Origin of the sequence: Bradyrhizobium sp. CCBAU 51765 (genome assembly GCF_015291725.1) — a bacterium.
Lineage (GTDB): Bacteria > Pseudomonadota > Alphaproteobacteria > Rhizobiales > Xanthobacteraceae > Bradyrhizobium > Bradyrhizobium liaoningense.
In genome coordinates this window covers 8,044,812-8,061,292 of sequence record NZ_CP030038.1, presented here as the reverse complement: position 1 = coordinate 8,061,292, position 16,481 = coordinate 8,044,812, and the positions used below count along the sequence as shown (strand labels likewise).

Annotated in this window: 16 protein-coding genes and 1 tRNA gene; 5 read left to right on the top strand and 12 right to left on the bottom strand. The window is 65.5% G+C overall.

What is annotated here, in order from left to right:
- Positions 1–97: 97 nt before the first annotated feature.
- Entirely contained in the window at positions 98–1,459 is a 1,362-nt protein-coding gene (locus tag XH96_RS37390) for an MFS transporter (protein WP_194390255.1), read from the bottom strand.
- A gap of 185 nt (positions 1,460–1,644) precedes the next feature.
- Entirely contained in the window at positions 1,645–2,844 is a 1,200-nt protein-coding gene (locus tag XH96_RS37385) for a DNA recombination protein RmuC (protein ID WP_194390254.1), read from the bottom strand.
- A 171-nt stretch (positions 2,845–3,015) separates the two neighbouring features.
- Here XH96_RS37385 and def point away from each other — a divergent pair, with 171 nt between their 5' ends.
- The 3 genes from def (at position 3,016) to truA (ending at position 5,326) form a co-directional block, all read left to right on the top strand.
- A complete protein-coding gene (gene def / locus XH96_RS37380; RefSeq protein ID WP_035669190.1) occupies positions 3,016–3,543 on the top strand; it encodes a peptide deformylase in 528 nt (175 codons plus the stop codon).
- Positions 3,544–3,665: 122 nt separating this feature from the next.
- Positions 3,666–4,589 (top strand): methionyl-tRNA formyltransferase, encoded by a 924-nt coding sequence (gene fmt / locus XH96_RS37375; RefSeq protein WP_194390253.1) that lies wholly within the window; start codon positions 3,666–3,668, stop codon positions 4,587–4,589.
- Positions 4,589–5,326: a tRNA pseudouridine(38-40) synthase TruA gene (truA, locus tag XH96_RS37370; RefSeq protein ID WP_194390252.1), complete on the top strand. Its 738-nt coding sequence runs from the start codon at positions 4,589–4,591 to the stop codon at positions 5,324–5,326. Before fmt ends, truA begins: the two co-directional genes overlap by 1 nt.
- 181 nt (positions 5,327–5,507) lie before the next feature.
- Here truA and dapE read toward each other — a convergent pair whose 3' ends face one another.
- The 10 genes from dapE to rpmH form a co-directional block, all read right to left on the bottom strand.
- The gene (dapE, locus tag XH96_RS37365; protein ID WP_194390251.1) at positions 5,508–6,674 is read right to left on the bottom strand and encodes a succinyl-diaminopimelate desuccinylase; all 1,167 of its coding nucleotides are present in this window, start codon (positions 6,672–6,674) and stop codon (positions 5,508–5,510) included.
- A 10-nt stretch (positions 6,675–6,684) separates the two neighbouring features.
- On the bottom strand, positions 6,685–7,530 hold the full coding sequence (gene dapD / locus XH96_RS37360; RefSeq protein ID WP_194390250.1) for a 2,3,4,5-tetrahydropyridine-2,6-dicarboxylate N-succinyltransferase: 846 nt from the start codon (positions 7,528–7,530) through the stop codon (positions 6,685–6,687).
- 126 nt (positions 7,531–7,656) lie between these two features.
- Positions 7,657–8,349: a pyrimidine 5'-nucleotidase gene (locus XH96_RS37355; protein WP_194390249.1), complete on the bottom strand. Its 693-nt coding sequence runs from the start codon at positions 8,347–8,349 to the stop codon at positions 7,657–7,659.
- Between the two features lie 14 nt (positions 8,350–8,363).
- On the bottom strand, positions 8,364–9,350 hold the full coding sequence (locus tag XH96_RS37350) for a DUF1036 domain-containing protein (RefSeq protein ID WP_194394405.1): 987 nt from the start codon (positions 9,348–9,350) through the stop codon (positions 8,364–8,366).
- A gap of 185 nt (positions 9,351–9,535) precedes the next feature.
- Positions 9,536–10,423: an acetylglutamate kinase gene (gene argB, locus XH96_RS37345; RefSeq protein ID WP_028176345.1), complete on the bottom strand. Its 888-nt coding sequence runs from the start codon at positions 10,421–10,423 to the stop codon at positions 9,536–9,538.
- A 262-nt stretch (positions 10,424–10,685) separates the two neighbouring features.
- Positions 10,686–11,051 (bottom strand): DUF423 domain-containing protein, encoded by a 366-nt coding sequence (locus XH96_RS37340; protein ID WP_194390248.1) that lies wholly within the window; start codon positions 11,049–11,051, stop codon positions 10,686–10,688.
- Entirely contained in the window at positions 11,051–11,704 is a 654-nt protein-coding gene (yihA, locus tag XH96_RS37335; RefSeq protein WP_194390247.1) for a ribosome biogenesis GTP-binding protein YihA/YsxC, read from the bottom strand. Before yihA ends, XH96_RS37340 begins: the two co-directional genes overlap by 1 nt.
- Positions 11,705–11,858: 154 nt before the next feature.
- Positions 11,859–13,706: a membrane protein insertase YidC gene (gene yidC, locus XH96_RS37330; RefSeq protein ID WP_194390246.1), complete on the bottom strand. Its 1,848-nt coding sequence runs from the start codon at positions 13,704–13,706 to the stop codon at positions 11,859–11,861.
- A 16-nt stretch (positions 13,707–13,722) separates the two neighbouring features.
- Positions 13,723–14,109: a ribonuclease P protein component gene (rnpA, locus tag XH96_RS37325; RefSeq protein WP_061879588.1), complete on the bottom strand. Its 387-nt coding sequence runs from the start codon at positions 14,107–14,109 to the stop codon at positions 13,723–13,725.
- 25 nt (positions 14,110–14,134) lie between these two features.
- Positions 14,135–14,269 (bottom strand): 50S ribosomal protein L34, encoded by a 135-nt coding sequence (gene rpmH / locus XH96_RS37320; RefSeq protein ID WP_008542748.1) that lies wholly within the window; start codon positions 14,267–14,269, stop codon positions 14,135–14,137.
- 407 nt (positions 14,270–14,676) lie between these two features.
- Between rpmH and XH96_RS37315 the strand changes: the two genes are divergently transcribed.
- Together XH96_RS37315 and XH96_RS37310 are read left to right on the top strand one after the other, a co-directional pair.
- The gene (locus XH96_RS37315) at positions 14,677–16,119 is read left to right on the top strand and encodes an ATP-binding protein (RefSeq protein ID WP_371740198.1); all 1,443 of its coding nucleotides are present in this window, start codon (positions 14,677–14,679) and stop codon (positions 16,117–16,119) included.
- 236 nt (positions 16,120–16,355) lie between these two features.
- Positions 16,356–16,432, top strand: a tRNA-Arg gene (locus tag XH96_RS37310).
- Positions 16,433–16,481 lie beyond the last annotated feature (49 nt).

The window sequence follows — 16,481 nt, the reverse complement described above, 5'->3', positions numbered from 1 at the left end:
GCGAGGAGCCCTCGCGACGAAGCGATCCAGACAGCCCCTGCGGTGACAGTCTGGATTGCTTCGCTTCGCTCGCAATGACGATGGCGAGAGCGTCAGCTCACACCCGCGCCGGCTCCAGCGTCTCGAAATGCCCGCGCCTCTGCAAATACGCCAGCAGTATCAGGCTCGGGATGGCGACGAGCACGGAGATTGCGAAGAACATCGGCCAGCCCGTCGCCTTCGCCAGATAGCCCGCACCCGACGACAGATAGGTGCGTCCCACGGCGGCGAGCGCCGTCAGCAGCGCATATTGGGTCGCGGTGTGCAACGGGTTCTGGCACAGCGCGGAGAGATAGGCGACGAAGATCACGGTGCCGATGGCGTTGCAGAAGTTGTCGGAGGTGATTGCGAGGGTCAGCGCCCACTCATTGACGCCGACGAGTGCCAGCCACGAGAACGACAGGTTTGAGATTGCCTGTACGATGCCGCCGATCCACAGGCTCGTTGCGAGCGAATAGCGCCGTGCCACGAAGCCGCCGGCAAACCCTCCGGCCAGGGTCGCTGCGATGCCGACGCCCTTCACGATCACCGCGTAGTCGTTCCGCGTGAAGCCGATGTCGATCACGAACGGCACGGTCATGTTGCCGGAGAACGCGTCGGTGAACTTGAACAGCACGACGAAGGCGAGCACGACCCATGCTTCCTTGCGTCGCATGAATTCCGAGAACGCGCCCATCGCGGCATGGAACACCCGCATGAGCGCGTCCTCGTTCTGCGTCGCAGCCTCGGCGCGCTTGGATTGTGCGGGCTCTGTGGCGGCCAGCGCCGTCACCGTGCCGATCAGCACCAGAGCCGCCATCACCACATAGCCCCACATCCAGGCGGCGCCACGCGGGACGATCGCCTCGAAGCCGGTGACGATGAACAAGGCGCCCGCTGTCGATACCAGCATGCCGATGCGATAGGCCGCGACATAGGCGGCCATGCCGGCCGCCTGCTCGCTTTCGGGCAGGCTCTCGACGCGGAATGCATCGACGACGATGTCCTGCGTCGAGGACATCGTCGCGACCAGGAGCGCACCAAGCGCGACGAACAGCGGCGAGCGCGCCGGATCGGTCAGCGCCAACAGCAGGATCGCGCCGATCAGCAGCAGCTGCGAAAACACCAGCCACCCACGCCGGCGGCCGAAGGCGCGCGTGAAGAACGGCACATGCAGCGCATCGACCAGCGGCGCCCACAGGAACTTGAGCGTGTACGGCGTTCCAACCAGTGCAAAGAGCCCAATCGTTCCGAGATCGACCCCCGCCTCGGCCATCCATACCAGCAGCGTCGAGCCCGACAGCGCCAGCGGAAGCCCCGAGGAAAAGCCGAGGAACAGCACGATCAGCACCCGCGGCTGCAGGTAAACGGCAAGGCCGTCGCGCCAGGAGGGCGCAGGCGCGGGGGCGTCGGCGGAGGAGGTCGCGTCGGGTGCAGTCATGGCAGGGTGTTAGCAGATTCTGGGGGAAAAGACTCTTGCGAGCTCAGTGGGGCGGATGCTCTCTCCACCCTCTCGATGTCATCGTCCGCGAAGGCGGACGATCCAGTACTCCGCGGCGTCTCGGCTCAATCACACGAGCTGCAGAATACTGGATCCCCCGCCTTCGCGGGGCATGACAGTGTGTCCTACTCCCCCGCCTGGAGCTTCCGCGGGAACAGCTCCGGCGCGGCTGTCGCAACCAGCCGCGGAGCCTCCGGCGCATCGGTCTTGCTGAAATCGAGCTCCTCGATTCGTCCCGCGCGCTTCTCGATCTTGTCGGCGGAGATCAGCACCTGGCGGACGTCCTCGTTCACGTCGGCAAAATGCTTTTGCAGCTTCAGCACGCGATCGCGCAGGCGGCCGAGATCGTCGCCGAGCTTGATCACTTCGGTGCGGATCTGGTCGGCGGCATCGCGCATGCGCGCGTCCTTCATGATCTGCTGCATCACCTGGATCGCGAGCATCAGCAGCGAGGGCGACACCAGCACGACGCGAGCGCGATAGGCCTTCTGGATCACGTCATCGAACCCGTCATGGATCTCGGCGTAGACGGATTCCGACGGCACGAACATCAGCGCCATCTCCTGGGTCTCGCCGGCGACGAGGTATTTTTCTGCGATGTCGCTGACATGCTTCATCACGTCGCCGCGCAGTCGCTGCGTGGCGACTCGCCGCTCCTCGTCGGTCCGGGCGTCGTGCAGCGCCGTCATCGCTTCCAGCGGGAATTTCGCGTCGATGCAAAGCGGGCGCTGATCGGGCAGGAACACGACACAGTCCGGGCGCTTGCCGGTGGAGAGCGTGAACTGGAACTCGTAGGCACCCTTCGGCAGCCCGTCCTGGACGATCGCCTCCATCCGCGCCTGGCCGAAGGCGCCGCGCGACTGCTTGTTGGCGAGCACGTCGCGCAAGGTGGTCACCTGGGTGGTGAGGTCGGTGAGGTTCTTGTGGGCGCTGTCGATGATGCCGAGCCGCTCGTGCAGGGCGCGCAGGCTCTCCATGGTGTTGCGGGTGGAGTGTTCCATGGACTGGCCGACGCGGTGGGTCACCGAATCCAGCCGCTCGTTCACCGCCCGCGCCATCTCGGCCTGACGGCCGGCCAGCGCCTGGGTCATGGCATCGACCCGGCCCGACGACTCGCTCTGCGCCCGCAGCACCTCGCTCAGACGTTCCTCGAGTTCGTCGGCCCGGATGGCGTTGGCCATGGCGAGTTCCGCGCCGCGCCGCCCGGATCGCGCGATCACGACCGCAATCACCACCAGCAGGACGAGAACCAGGGCGCCAAAGCCGATCAGCGCGTCCACGACGCGCACCGGCCACTCGCCGAGCATGAAGATGATGTCGTTCATGCCGACTCTTCTAGCCGATTCGCCGGGGTACACGAACGAATAGCGAACATTTATGGTGAATGCTCCGTTAATTTTTACGGTTAACGAAACCTGAAGTTTTATGGTTAGCGGAGGGTTAACGGGGTTCCTGGCCGCATTGACCGCATCCGGCGCGCGGCTTAAATCGCCGCCATGGCCCTACGAGAAATCATCATCCTGCCGGACAAGCAGCTGCGCCTGGTCTCCAAGCCGATCGAGAAGGTCACGTCGGAGATCCGCAAGCTTGCCGACGACATGTTCGAGACCATGTACGACGCGCCCGGCATTGGCCTCGCGGCGATCCAGGTCGCGCAGCCCTTGCGGCTGATCACCATGGACCTCGCCAAGCGCGACGAGAACGGCGAGACCAAACCGCTCCCACGCGTCTTCATCAATCCCGAGATCATCGCCTCGTCCGAGGAACTGTCGGTTTACGAGGAAGGCTGCCTGTCGATCCCCGAATATTACGAGGAGGTCGAGCGCCCGGCCAAGGTGCGCGTGCGCTTCACCGATCTCGACGGCAAGGTGCACGAGGAGGACGCCGAAGGCCTCTTCGCCACCTGCATCCAGCACGAGATCGACCATCTCAACGGCGTGCTGTTCGTCGACTACCTGTCGAAGCTCAAGCGCGACCGCGTGATGAAGAAGTTCGAGAAAGCCGCCAAGCGCGCGGTGGAGTAGGATCGCCGTCGTTCCGGGGCGATGCAAAGCATCGAACCCGGAACCTCGAGATTCCGGGTTCGGCTCTGCGAGCCGCCCCGGAATGACTGTCACTGATTGTGTCCTCCCGCAGGTTCGTTCCCATGCCCCTTCGCCTGATCTTCATGGGCACGCCCGATTTCTCCGTGCCGACGCTGCTCGAGCTCGTCGCGCACGGCCACGAGATCGTGGCGGTCTACACCCGCGCCCCGAAGCCCGGCGGGCGGCGCGGCCTGCAATTGCAGCCGACGCCGGTCGAGGAGGCCGCGCGAAAACTCGGCATTCCCGTGCTGACGCCGAAGACGCTGAAGACACCGGAAGCGCTGCAGGAGTTTCGCGCGTTCGAGGCCGATGCCGCCGTCGTCGTCGCCTACGGCATGATCCTGCCGCAGGCGATCCTCGATGCGCCAAAGCTCGGCTGCTACAATCTGCACGCCTCGCTGTTGCCGCGCTGGCGCGGCGCCGCGCCCATCAACCGCGCGATCATGGCCGGCGATGCCGAGAGCGGCGTGATGGTGATGAAGATGGATGTCGGCCTCGACACCGGCGACGTCGCCATGGCCGAGCGCATCGCGATATCAGACAGCATGACCGCGCTCGATCTGCACGATCGCCTGTCCCGGTTGGGTGCCGACCTGATGGTGCGCGCCATGGCCGCGCTGGAACGCGGCGGGCTCCAGCTCAGGAAGCAGAGCGAGGACGGCGTCACCTATGCCGCCAAGATCGAGAAGGCCGAGGCGCGGATCGACTGGACCAGGCCGGCGCGCGCCGTGCTGCGCCACATCCACGGCCTGTCGCCGTTTCCCGGCGCCTGGAGTGAGCTTGACGATGCACGCGTCAAGATCCTGCGCTGCGAGCTCGCGCAAGGTGCGGGCGAGCCGGGCGCGGTGCTCGACGATCATCTCACCATTGCCTGCGGCGAGGGCGCGATCCGCATCATCGAGCTCCAGCGCGAGGGCAAGGGCCGGATGCAGGCCGCCGACTTCTTGCGCGGCGTGCCCGTGAGCCCGCCGATGCGGTTCGGTTGATGCCCCGCTACAAGCTCACCATCGAATATGACGGCGCGCCGTTCTTCGGCTGGCAGGTGCAGGAGACGCTGCCGTCGGTCCAGGGCGCGCTGCAGGCTGCGGTGAAGGCGATGACCGGGGCGGATTTGCGCGTGCACGGCGCCGGCCGCACCGATGCCGGCGTGCATGCGCGCGGACAGGTCGCGCATGTCGACGTCGACAAGCAGTTTCCACCGGGCCGTTTTCGCGACGGGCTCAACGCGCATCTGCGCCCGCATCCGATCGCGGTGCTCGAGGCCGAGATCGTGCCCGACAGCTTCGAGGCGCGCTTCTCGGCGGTCAAGCGCCACTACCGCTATCGCATCGTCAACACCCGCGCCAACCTCGCGCTCGACGCCGGCCACGCCTGGCGCGTGCCGCGCAAGCTCGATGCCGACGCGATGCATGCGGCGGCGCACCGCCTGCTCGGCAAGCATGATTTCACGACCTTCCGCGACACCGAGTGTCAGGCCAAGTCGCCGGAAAAGACGCTCGACCAGCTCGACGTGCTGCGCGACGGCCGCGAGATCACGATTCTCACTTCGGCGCGCTCCTTCCTGCACAGCCAGGTACGCTCGATGGTGGGCTCGCTGGTCTGGGTCGGCGAAGGGCGCTGGACCGCCGACGATCTCTCTGCCGCGTTGGCAGCCCGCAACCGCGCCGCCTGCGGCATCGTCGCTCCGCCGGAGGGACTGTATCTGATGAAGGTGGATTATTGAGGGGCAAGCATGAGAGCGAAGAGATCGCGCGCGCTATCGCCACACCTTCGGTGTCATTCCCCGCGAAAGCGGGGAATCCAGTACGCCGCGGCCTCTCGACTCAACTACGGCCGCCACTGGAATACTGGATCGCCCGGTCAAGCCGGGCGATGACAGCGGAGGTTGAGGCCGCAGTCCCGCCTCAGCCAAAATACCTTGCCAAAATCCCGCGATACACCCGCGTCAGCTTTTCCAGATCTGCCACTGGCACGCGCTCGTCGACCTGGTGCATGGTCTGGCCGACCAGCCCGAACTCGATCACCGGGCAGTAGCTCGAGATGAAGCGCGCGTCCGACGTGCCGCCTGACGTCGACAGCTCCGGCTTGCGGCCCGTCACCTCCTCGATCGCGGACACCGCGAGATCGGTGAACGGACCGGGCTTGGTCACGAACACGTTGGAGTTCGACGGCTCCCAGACGATGCGGGCCTTGATGCGGTTGCCGCAGGCTTTGGTGAGACGCGTCTCGACCAGCTCGCGCAGGCTCGCCTGGGTGTGGTTGTCGTTGTAGCGGATGTTGAATCTTGCGCGGGCCTCGCCGGGGATGACGTTGAACGCCTTGTTGCCGACGTCCACTGACGTGAATTCGAGATTGGAGGCCTGGAACTGCGCGCTGCCATGGTCGAGCGGCTCGTCGGAGATCGCCACGATCAGCCGCGAAATGTCAGGCACCGGATTGGACGCGCGATGCGGATAGGCGACATGGCCCTGCACGCCGTCGACGACGAGCGTGCCGGATTGCGAGCCACGGCGGCCGACCTTGATGGTGTCGCCGAGCGTCTCGACATTGGAGGGCTCGCCGAGCACGCAATGATCGAATTTTTCGCCGCGCTCGGCGGCCCATTTCAGCAGCTTGACGGTGCCGTTGACGGAGACGTCTTCCTCGTCGCCCGTGATCAGGAACGAGATCGAACCTTTTCCGTCCGCACATGGCTTGCCGCCATTGGCCGCGAGATGCTCCAGCACCGCAGCCACCGAGCAGGCGATGCCGCCCTTCATGTCGACGGCACCGCGGCCGTGCAGGATACCGTCCTTTACCTCGCCCGAGAATGCCCCGACGCTCCAGGCACTCTCGTCGCCCGGCGGCACCACGTCGGTGTGGCCCGCGAAGGTGATGTGCGGCCCCTCCGTGCCGATCCGCGCGTAGAGATTTTCGACGTCGGCAGTGCCCGGCTCGCTGAAGGTGACGCGGTGGCAGGTGAAGCCGGCCGCATTCAGGGCTTTTTCAAGCACCCCCAGCGCGCCGGCATCGGCCGGGGTCACCGAGGGGCAGCGGATGAGATCGCGGGCAATGGAGAGAGCATCGGTCATGCGCGTCGGATCAATCCCGCAGCAGCTCGTTGATGCTGGTCTTGGACCGCGTGCGTTCGTCGACGCGCTTGACGATCACGGCGCATGCGGTGCTCGGGCCGATCTGGCCGTTCTTCATCGGCTTGCCGGGCAGCGCGCCGGGCACCACGACGGAATACTCCGGCACTTCGCCCATGAAGATCTCGCCGGTCTCGCGGTCTACGATCTTGGTCGAGGCGCCCAGGAACACGCCCATCGCCAGCACCGCGCCCTTGCGCACGATCACGCCTTCGGCGACCTCGGAGCGCGCGCCGATGAAGCAATCGTCCTCGATGATGACGGGCTCGGCCTGCAGCGGCTCGAGCACGCCGCCGATGCCGGCGCCGCCCGAGATGTGCACGCGCTTGCCGATCTGCGCGCAGGAGCCGACGGTGGCCCAGGTGTCGACCATGGTGCTCTCATCGACGTAAGCGCCGAGATTGACGAAGGACGGCATCAAGACGACGTTCTTGGCGATGAAGGCCGAGCGGCGGACGATGGCGCCCGGCACCGCGCGAAAACCGGCGTCACGAAAACGGTTCTCGCCCCAGCCCTCGAACTTCGAGGGCACCTTGTCCCACCACGTCGCCTTGCCGGGGCCGCCGGGAATGACGCCCATGTCGTTGAGGCGGAAGGACAGCAGCACGGCCTTCTTCAGCCACTGGTTGACCTTCCACTTGCCGTCGGCGCCGCGCTCGGCAACGCGCACCTCGCCCTTGTCCAGGATCTCCAGCGACTGCTCCACGGCCTCGCGCACCTCGCCCTTGGTCGTGGTCGAGATGCCGTCGCGCGCCTCGAAGGCGCTGTTGATGGTGGATTCGAGGGCTGCAAGCGACATCGGGATTTCCTCTGGGGAAGGCGTGGTTTCGTGTGAATTGGAGCGCTTTTTCGGGATTTGAGGCGACGGAGTCAAGGTATAGTCGCCGTCGTCCCGGGCTCGCTTCGCGCCCCGGGACGACAGTGGTTACTTGGGCGATAACCTGCCCAAAAACCCCGCCAGATCATCCGTGACGTGGTCGACATGGGCGGCATCCCGGCCTTCCAGTTCCCAATCCTCGCGCACCACCTCTTTCGTCCCGTCAGGCACGACCAGCACCGTGGTCATGCCGAGCTGGTGCGGGACGGTGAGATTGCGGGCGAGGTCCTCGAACATGGCGGCGCGGGTCGGATCGACCGCATGCTGGCTGAGGAATTTCTGGTAGGTCTGCTGCGCCGGCTTGGGCTCGAATTCGGCGGCGATGATGTCGAACACGCCGTCGAAATGCGAGGCGAAGCCGAGCCGCGCCAGCACCGCGTCGACATGGTCGACCGAGCCGTTGGTCAGGATCAGCTTGCGGCCCGGCAGCTTTGCGATGGCAGCGCCGAGCGCCGGATTCGGCTCCAGCGGTGAGTGGTCGATCTTGTGGACGTAGGCGAGATAGTCGTCGGCGGAGACGCCATGCAGGGTCATCATGCCCCGCATCGTGGTGCCGAAACGCCGGTAATAGTCCTTCTGGATCGCCCGCGCCTCCTCCGGGCCGACATTCAGCCAGTTGCAAACGAACTCCCCGATCCGTGCATCGACCTGCTGCCACAGATTGACGTGATGCGGATAGAGCGTGTTGTCGAGGTCGAACACCCAGGTGTCGACATGCGCGAAGGTGCGGGGTGGGTTCATCAAAACTCTCTCACTCACGGCACTGCAAAGCGCAGCGTCTTGCCGCCGCTCGACATGTCCACGGCGCCAAAGCCCGTCGGCGCAAATCCGCGCGCGCCGCAATCGGTCTGCTCGCTCGTCTCGAACTTGGTCTCGCGCGTGCAGAGCTGCCTGTCGCCGCCCCAGTTCAGCGGCCGGTCCTTCAGCTTGACGATTCGGTTGTCGGCGTCGACCGCCTCAGCGAAGCTGAAGATCTGCTTGGGTTGGCCGGTCACATCGGGGTGCAGGCAGGTCTTGGGATCGATGCGATACCAGCCGCGGCTCGTCACGGACTTGCCGTCATCGGTCGCGATCGCGGCCATCACCTTGTGCGGCGTGTCGTTGCACCAGGTGAGGCCGGTCGCAGAGGGCGTCTGCACGGCGTCGACCATGGTCTTGAACAGGTTCGGCGAGGCCACGACGTCCGACGACAATCCGCGGCTCTTCAGGAAGGCGGCCAGCGCCGCTTGCGTCTTCGGCCCGTCGACGCCATCGATCGGCGCTGCGTCGTAGCCTGCGATCACCAGCAGCCGCTGGATGCCGGCGAGGCGCGCCTGCTCGTCGTCATATTCGGAGTCTTCGGCGAGATAGGCGACGAGGTTGCCATCCGCGCCTTGCGTCGGAGTCACTTGCGTGAACGGGACTTGCGTCTGGCCGCTGCGGCATTGCCGCGCCGCGGCGATGACGAAATTGTCCTGCGCCACGCACAGCATGTCGTTGCCGCTTTGCGGAAGCGGGGAAGCGCCGTAGACGCCGAGCGCGCGGGCATTGAGCAGGATGCGGTCGGCCGTCAGCGTGCCCTGCACCACCACGCGGCAGGTGGCGGGATCGATCCTGAACCAGCCGCGCGTCGCGGTCGCCGCCTTGTCGTCGATGCCGATCGCGGCCTCCACGACATAGGACATGCGGTTGCAGATCTTGAGGTCGGCAAAGGCTGGCGCGGAGGAGAACAGGAACGAGACGATCGCTGCCGGCAGCGTCATCAGGAAGCGGGCGAGAGGCGAGCGGTTGGCTCGTCGCTCTCTCCATTCGTCATGGCCGGGCTTGACCCGGCCATCCACGTCTTGTTTCCGCAAAGAAAGAACGTGGATGCCCGGGACTTCTGAGCGAAGACGCGCTTCGCGCTTTTGCCCGGGCATGACGCCCTCGTTTCTTCGCCGCTCGTCTCTCACTTGTGGATCAGCGTGCCCGTGCCCTGGTTGGTGAAGAGCTCGAGCAGCACCGCATGTGGCATCTTGCCATCGATGATGACGACGCCCTGCACGCCCTGCTCCAGCGCGTAGATGCAGGTCTCGACCTTCGGGATCATGCCGCCCGAAATGGTGCCGTCGGCGATCAGCTTTCGCGCGTCCTTGACCGAGAGCTGCGGGATCAGCTTCTTCGACTTGTCGAGCACCCCCGGCACGTCGGTGAGCAGCAGCAGGCGCTTGGCCTTCAGCGCGCCCGCGACGGCGCCGGCGAAAGTGTCGGCGTTGATGTTCAGCGTCTGGCCGTCCTGCGAGGTCGCGAGCGGTGCCAGCACCGGGATCAGCTCGTAGCCGATCAGCTGGTTGAGCAGCGTGAGGTCGACCTTCTCCGGGTCGCCGACGAAACCGAGATCGATCGCCTTCTCGATGTTCGAGCCCGGATCGACGATGGTGCGCGTCGTCTTCGACGCCTTCACCATGTTGCCGTCCTTGCCGGACAGCCCGACGGCCTTGCCGCCCGCTTCGTTGATGTAGCCGACGATCTGCTTGTTGACGGAGCCGGCCAGCACCATCTCGACGATCTCGATGGTCGCGGCATCGGTGATGCGCAGGCCGGCGGCGAATTCCGAGACGATGCCGAGGCGCTTGAGCATGGTCGCGATCTGCGGGCCGCCGCCATGCACGACCACCGGATTGATCGCGGTCTGCTCCAGCAGCACGATGTCGCGGGCAAAGTTCTTCGCGGTCGCCTCGTCGCCCATGGCATGGCCGCCATATTTGATGACGATGGTTTCCTCGTCATATTGCTGCATGTGCGGCAGCGCTTCGGACAGGATGCGGGCCTGGTCGAGCGGAGAGATGTCGGTCATGTCGCGGTCTCGCTGGCGGGACGGTCGGAGCGCGTTCTATCCGATTGGCGGGCAGGGCGCAAAGTGTGGTGTTCGCTCTTACCCTCCCCTGGAGGGGGAGGGTCGCTACGCATGCAGCGAAGCGAAATGCGTAGCGGGGTGGGGTGACAGTCTATCCGCCCGAGATGGTGCCCGAGTGGAGAGATCACCCCACCCCGCCTCACATTTCGCTGCGCTCAATATGAGCCGACCCTCCCCCTCCAGGGGAGGGTAAGAGGGAGCGTCACTTCCTCGCCACCACCGCCGCCAGCGTCACCGCCAGCCAGCTCGCAATCATCACCGTCCCGCCGGTCGGTGCCGCCATCGGAAACAGCGAATGGCCGGCAAACTGCCGCAAGGTGAGGTCGCCCGCGAACAGCGCGGCGCCGATCACGAAGCCGAACGCCGCAACGAGTCCAATTCCGCCGTGCAGAAGGCCGCGCGCGAGCAGCGCGCCGGCGGCGAGTATGGCCGTTGCATGAAACAGCAGCATGGCGCTCGCCGACGCAAGCCGGCTCGCATCCGCGCCGTGGGCGGAGGCCGCGGCCAGCGCGACGCCGGCGGCGCCCATCAATCCGGCAAGCCCGAGCAGGAGGCGATGGGCCACCATTACTTGCTCCGCTCTTCCAAGAGTTTCGCCATCGCGGCGCGCAAGCTCTCCATGCCGGTCGAACTGCGTGACGAGGTCGCGAGCACGGTCGGAAACGCGGCCGGATGCTTGGCCAGCGCAGCCTCGCTCTCGGCGATGCGCGCCTGCAGCTCGGCGGCCTTCACCTGGTCGGCCTTGGTCAGCACGATCTGGTAGCTGACGGCGGAACGGTCGAGCGTCCCAAGCACTTCAAGATCGACGTCCTTGAGGCCGTGCCGCGCGTCGACCAGCACGTAGACGCGCGCCAGCGAGGCGCGGCCGAGCAGGAATTTGTGGATCAGCTCGGTCCAGGACGCGACCTGGCTCTTCGGCGCCTTGGCATAGCCGTAGCCGGGCATGTCGACGAGGCGCAGGTCGCTTTTCCCGGGCACCTCGAAGAAGATCAGCTCCTGGGTGCGGCCCGGCGTATGCGAGGTGCGCGCCAGGCCGTTGCGCCCCGTCAGCGCGTTGATCAGGCTGGACTTGCCGACATTGGAGCGGCCGGCAAAGGCGATCTCCAGTCCCGCCATCGGCGGCAGCGTGGCGATCGAGGGCGAGGCCCAGATGAACTGCCAGTCGCGGGCAAACAGCTTTCGCCCGGCCTCGATCAGCTTGTCGTCTTTCTTCTCTTCCATGAGAAGGATCTATCCTCTCGTCATGGCCGGGCTCGTCCCGGCCATCCACGTCTGTCCTCGTGGCACCCTCCAAAACGTGGATGCCCGGGACAAGCCCGGGCATGACGATATGGAGGCATGTGTGCCCGCATGACCGGGCACGCTCGTGCGCAAACTACGTCGCCTTCCGCGCGAACGTCGCCTTGAGATTGTCGAACAGCTCCACCTTCACGCCGTTGCGGCGCATGATGTAGCTCTGCTGGATCACCGAGAGCAGATTGTTCCAGGCCCAGTAGATCACGAGGCCCGCCGGGAAGCCCGCCAGCATGAAGGTGAAGATCAGCGGCATCCAGTTGAAGATGAGCTGCTGCGTCGGATCCGGCGGCGTCGGGTTCAGCTTCATCTGGAACCACATCGTGATGCCCATGATGATCGGCCAGATGCCCAGCGCGAGGTAATGGCCGAACACCGGGATCGTGGTCGGATCGAACGGGAGCAGCCCGAACAGGTTGAACAAATTGGTCGGATCCGGCGCCGAGAGGTCCTTGATCCAGCCGTAGAACGGCGCGTGCCGCATCTCGATGGTGACGAACAGCACCTTGTAGAGCGAGAAGAACACCGGGATCTGGATCAGCACGGGAAGACAGCCGGCGACCGGATTGATCTTCTCCTTGCGGTAGATCTCCATCATCTCCTGCTGCTGCTTCACCTTGTCGTCGGGATAGCGCTCCTTCAGCGCCAGAAGCTGCGGCTGGATCGACTTCATCTTCGCCATGGAGGCGTAGGATTTGTTCGCCAGCGGGAAGAACAGCAGCTTCACGATCACGGTCACGAGCAGGATCGAGATGCCGAAATTGCCGAAGAAACGGAAGAAGAAGTCCAGCCCGAGGAACATCGGCTTGGTGATGAAGTAGAACCAGCCCCAGTCGATCAGCAGATCGAAATGATTGAGGCCGAGCTCCTTGTTGTAGCCGCCGAGCCCGGCGAACGGGAACACGCCGACGACGCCGGCTTCCTTGGCGCCGGCGAACAGCCGCGCGTTCGCCGTGCCGGTGCCGCCGATGGGGACGGTGACGGGATCGAGCAGGTAGTCGGTCTGGTAGGTGTGGACGTTGCCGACCGGGTTCGACGAGAAGCGCGCCTGGAGCTGGGCATTGGTGTCCGGCAGCAGCGCCGAGGCCCAGTACTTGTCGGTGATGCCGAGCCAGCCATTGGTGACCTTGAAGTTCACCGCCTTGGCTTCGTCGATCTTCTTGTAGGCGTATTCCTGCAAGCCCTGGTCGCCGAGATAGCCGATCAGGCCTTCATGCAGGATGTAATAGCCCGACACCTGCGGCGCGCCGTGGCGCGAGATCAGCGCGAACGGATAGAGCGTGACCGGCACGTTGCCGACATTGCTCACCTCGTCCTTGACGGTGAAGAGATAGTGGTCGTCGACCGCAATGGTGCGACGGAAGGTGAGGCCCTCGCCATTGTCCCATTTCAGCACCACCGGCGTCGTCGGCGTCAGGCTGCCGCTGCCGTCCTGTTGCCAGACGGTCTGGGCATCGGGCATCTTCGCCGTCACGCCCGTCGCCGCCACCCAGCCGAACTCGGCATAGTAGGGCTCAGCCGTGCCCGAGGGCGAATAGAGGACGATCGGCGGCGACTTCGGATCGACCGTTTCGCGGAATTGCACCAGCGCAATGTCGTCGATCCGGCCGCCCTTCAGCGAGATGCTGCCGGCGATGCGCGGGGTCTCGATCTTCACGCGCGGGCTTGCTGCAATGGCGGCCTCGCGGGCGACGACCGGCTGGCCCTGCTGGCCCGCGCCCGGTGTCGCCGGCTGGGTCACGCTGCCCGGTTGCGGCGCGGTGCCGGGAGTCGCGGAGGCCGTCGGCTGCGGCGTGGATTTCTGAAGCTCGGTCTGCGCCTGCTGCGCGCGCTGCTTCTCCATCTGCGGCACGTTGTAGAAATACTGCCAGGCGATCAGCACAAGGCCGGACAGAATGACGGCGAGGATGGTATTGCGATTATCGGTCATCTCGAATGTCTCGTCATCAATCCGGTTTGCGGCTGGCAGCGGGAGCGGGGCCGGGCCTCTGGCCGCGCGCTTTGGCCGTATGCCGCGCGGGCTTCGTGAACGCTATGCGCAGATCGTCGAGCATGGTGGCGAAGTCGCGCGAGAGCGCGTCCCTTCGTCCGACTAGCACATAGTCATGATGAGGCTGCATCGACACCGGATCGAGCCGCTTCACCAATTCGCGAAGCCGGCGCCGGATGCGATTGCGCTCTGGGGCGTTGCCGTTCTTTTTGGTGACGGTGAAGCCGATCCGGATCGGACCAAAGTCATCGCGGCGACGGCTCTGCAGGACGAACGCGGGACTATTCACCCGCGCGCCATTGGCAACGGCGAGGAAATCCGCCCGCTGCCTCAGCCGATCCATGATGAAATCCCAAAAGGGGGCCGGCTCAGGCGCTCAGACGCTTGCGGCCACGGGCGCGGCGGGCGGCGAGGACCTTGCGACCGCCGGCAGTGGCGAGGCGGGCGCGGAAGCCGTGACGGCGCTTGCGCACCAGTTTGCTGGGTTGATAAGTCCGCTTCACGGGTTTTTCTCCGCTGACCGGGCAATTTGCCTGTAGAAGTGAAGGTAAAGTCCGGAAGATGCGGCCCCAAACGGGCCTTTTTCCGGCCCCAAGAGAGCCGCTCCCGGTGTCGCACCGGGTCATCGCGGACAATTTGCGCGGCTTATAAGCGAGCGCCTTCTCTTCGTCAACGCCGCACAAGCGCGCGATTCCGGTGAATATCGCTGTTTGTGCGGCGTTTTTAACCCTTGAGGTGGCGACTCGCGATATCAGCACATACATCCCACCTTGGTAGATTAGCGATCCGTAATTTGACCGGACTCCGGGCGGGCCGCATCCTCCATCAGCCAAGGCCAACAGGGGCGAATTTCGTGGTAGCCACAGATCGCCAGCCGATCCAGGATCTGGATCAGCCGGAGCAGCCGGCGATGCGCCCCCGCGGGACGCGCGGGCTCGGGCTGTCTGGCAAGCTGCTGCTGCTGACCATTCCCCTGGTGATGATCGCCGCGGTGCTGCTCTACGTGCCGGCCATCGCCAACTTCTGGGTCAACCGGCTGAACGACCGCGTTGCGGCGGCCAACACGGCGGCACTGGTGCTGGATGCGGCGCCGCTCGGCATGGTTCCCGATTCGCTGTCGCGCCAGATCCTGAAAAGCATCAATGCCCGTGCCGTCGCCATCAAGATGGGCCAGCAGCGCCGTCTGCTCGCCAGCGACAACATCCCGTCCGCCCTCGAGCATGACATCGACCTGCGCGACATGACGGCCTGGGAGGCGATCACCGGCTCGTTCCGGATGATGCTGGAGACCGGCAACCAGGCCATCCGCATCGTCGGACCCGGGGTCGGCAATGCCCAGTTCATCGAGATCGTCACCGACGAGCTGCCGCTGCGGCAGCAGATGTACCGCTTCTCCCGCAACCTCGTGGTGGTCGCGCTGATCATCGCGGTGCTGACGGCGGGCCTCGTCTATCTCGCGCTCCACTATCTCTTCGTGCGGCCGATGCGGCGGCTGACGGCGAGCCTGGTCGGCTTCCATGAGAATCCCGAGAGTTCGGCCGGGATCATCGTGCCGAGCCAACGCAGCGATGAGATCGGGGTGGCCGAGCGCGAATTGTCGGACATGCAGCGCGATCTGATGTCGATGCTGCATCAGAAGAGCCGGCTCGCCGCCCTCGGCCTCGCCGTCTCCAAGATCAATCACGATCTGCGCAATCTGCTCGCCTCGGCCCAGCTCCTCTCCGATCAGCTCGCCAGCGTGCCGGATCCGCGGGTGCAGCGCTTTGCGCCCAAGCTCGTGCGCTCGCTTGAGCGCGCCATCGCCTTCTGTCAGTCGACATTGTCCTACGGCCGCGCCCAGGAGGCCGCGCCCGACCGCCGCATGATCCTGATCGAGCCGGTCGTGCTCGAGGTGCGCGAGACCGCGGGGCTCGCCAACGATGCCTCGATCGCCTGGGTCGCCGCGATCGAGCGCGGGCTTGCGATCGATGCCGATCCCGACCAGCTGTTCCGCGTCTTGCTCAACCTCGTCCGCAACGCCGCCCAGGCACTCGAAAGCCACGCGTCGGGTGAGGGCCGCGTCCAGCAGATCCGGATCACCGGGAAGCGCGAAGGCGCCGTCGCGATCATCGAGGTCTCCGACACCGGCCCCGGCGTCCCCCAGAAGACCCGGGAGCACCTGTTCGAGGCCTTCCAGACCTCCGGCCGCCCCGGCGGCAGCGGCCTTGGCCTCGCCATCGCAGCCGAGCTGGTCCGCGCCCATGGCGGCGACATCCACCTGGTCGAAGGCACCATCGGCGCCACCTTCCGGATCGTCATCCCCGATCGTCCCGTGGAACTGCTTTCCATCCGCAACGAGCGGGCCAGGGCGTAGTCGGCCAGCGGCCGAGTGAACGAGCGGGGCGATCTCCATGCCTTCCGTCATTCCGGGACGACCCGAAGGGTCGGGCCCGGAATGACGAACAGAGGTGCGGAAATGCCCCAAAATACCGGCAAGCCGGACCTTGCCAATCGGGACAAGAGCGGTTAGTCAGAGCGCTCTTTCGCACCCCTCCCGGTCCTCCGGGAGCTGCGTCGCGGGTCATGCCCGCTATCGCTGTTTGCGAAAATGCGCCCGTAGCTCAGCTGGATAGAGCATCAGACTACGAATCTGAGGGTCGGACGTTCGAATCGTTCCGGGCGCGCCATTCTTCGACGGAAGGTTAGGCAAGGCAGCATCTGGTCGCCAGACCGGGC

Coding starts and splice junctions, on each gene's coding strand:
- XH96_RS37390 (WP_194390255.1), bottom strand. CDS start 1,459: ATGACTGCACCCGACGCGACCTCCTCCGCCGACGCCCCCGCGCCTGCG.
- XH96_RS37385 (WP_194390254.1), bottom strand. CDS start 2,844: ATGAACGACATCATCTTCATGCTCGGCGAGTGGCCGGTGCGCGTCGTG.
- def (WP_035669190.1), top strand. CDS start 3,016: ATGGCCCTACGAGAAATCATCATCCTGCCGGACAAGCAGCTGCGCCTG.
- fmt (WP_194390253.1), top strand. CDS start 3,666: ATGCCCCTTCGCCTGATCTTCATGGGCACGCCCGATTTCTCCGTGCCG.
- truA (WP_194390252.1), top strand. CDS start 4,589: ATGCCCCGCTACAAGCTCACCATCGAATATGACGGCGCGCCGTTCTTC.
- dapE (WP_194390251.1), bottom strand. CDS start 6,674: ATGACCGATGCTCTCTCCATTGCCCGCGATCTCATCCGCTGCCCCTCG.
- dapD (WP_194390250.1), bottom strand. CDS start 7,530: ATGTCGCTTGCAGCCCTCGAATCCACCATCAACAGCGCCTTCGAGGCG.
- XH96_RS37355 (WP_194390249.1), bottom strand. CDS start 8,349: ATGAACCCACCCCGCACCTTCGCGCATGTCGACACCTGGGTGTTCGAC.
- XH96_RS37350 (WP_194394405.1), bottom strand. CDS start 9,350: ATGACGCTGCCGGCAGCGATCGTCTCGTTCCTGTTCTCCTCCGCGCCA.
- argB (WP_028176345.1), bottom strand. CDS start 10,423: ATGACCGACATCTCTCCGCTCGACCAGGCCCGCATCCTGTCCGAAGCG.
- XH96_RS37340 (WP_194390248.1), bottom strand. CDS start 11,051: ATGGTGGCCCATCGCCTCCTGCTCGGGCTTGCCGGATTGATGGGCGCC.
- yihA (WP_194390247.1), bottom strand. CDS start 11,704: ATGGAAGAGAAGAAAGACGACAAGCTGATCGAGGCCGGGCGAAAGCTG.
- yidC (WP_194390246.1), bottom strand. CDS start 13,706: ATGACCGATAATCGCAATACCATCCTCGCCGTCATTCTGTCCGGCCTT.
- rnpA (WP_061879588.1), bottom strand. CDS start 14,109: ATGGATCGGCTGAGGCAGCGGGCGGATTTCCTCGCCGTTGCCAATGGC.
- XH96_RS37315 (WP_371740198.1), top strand. CDS start 14,677: ATGCGCCCCCGCGGGACGCGCGGGCTCGGGCTGTCTGGCAAGCTGCTG.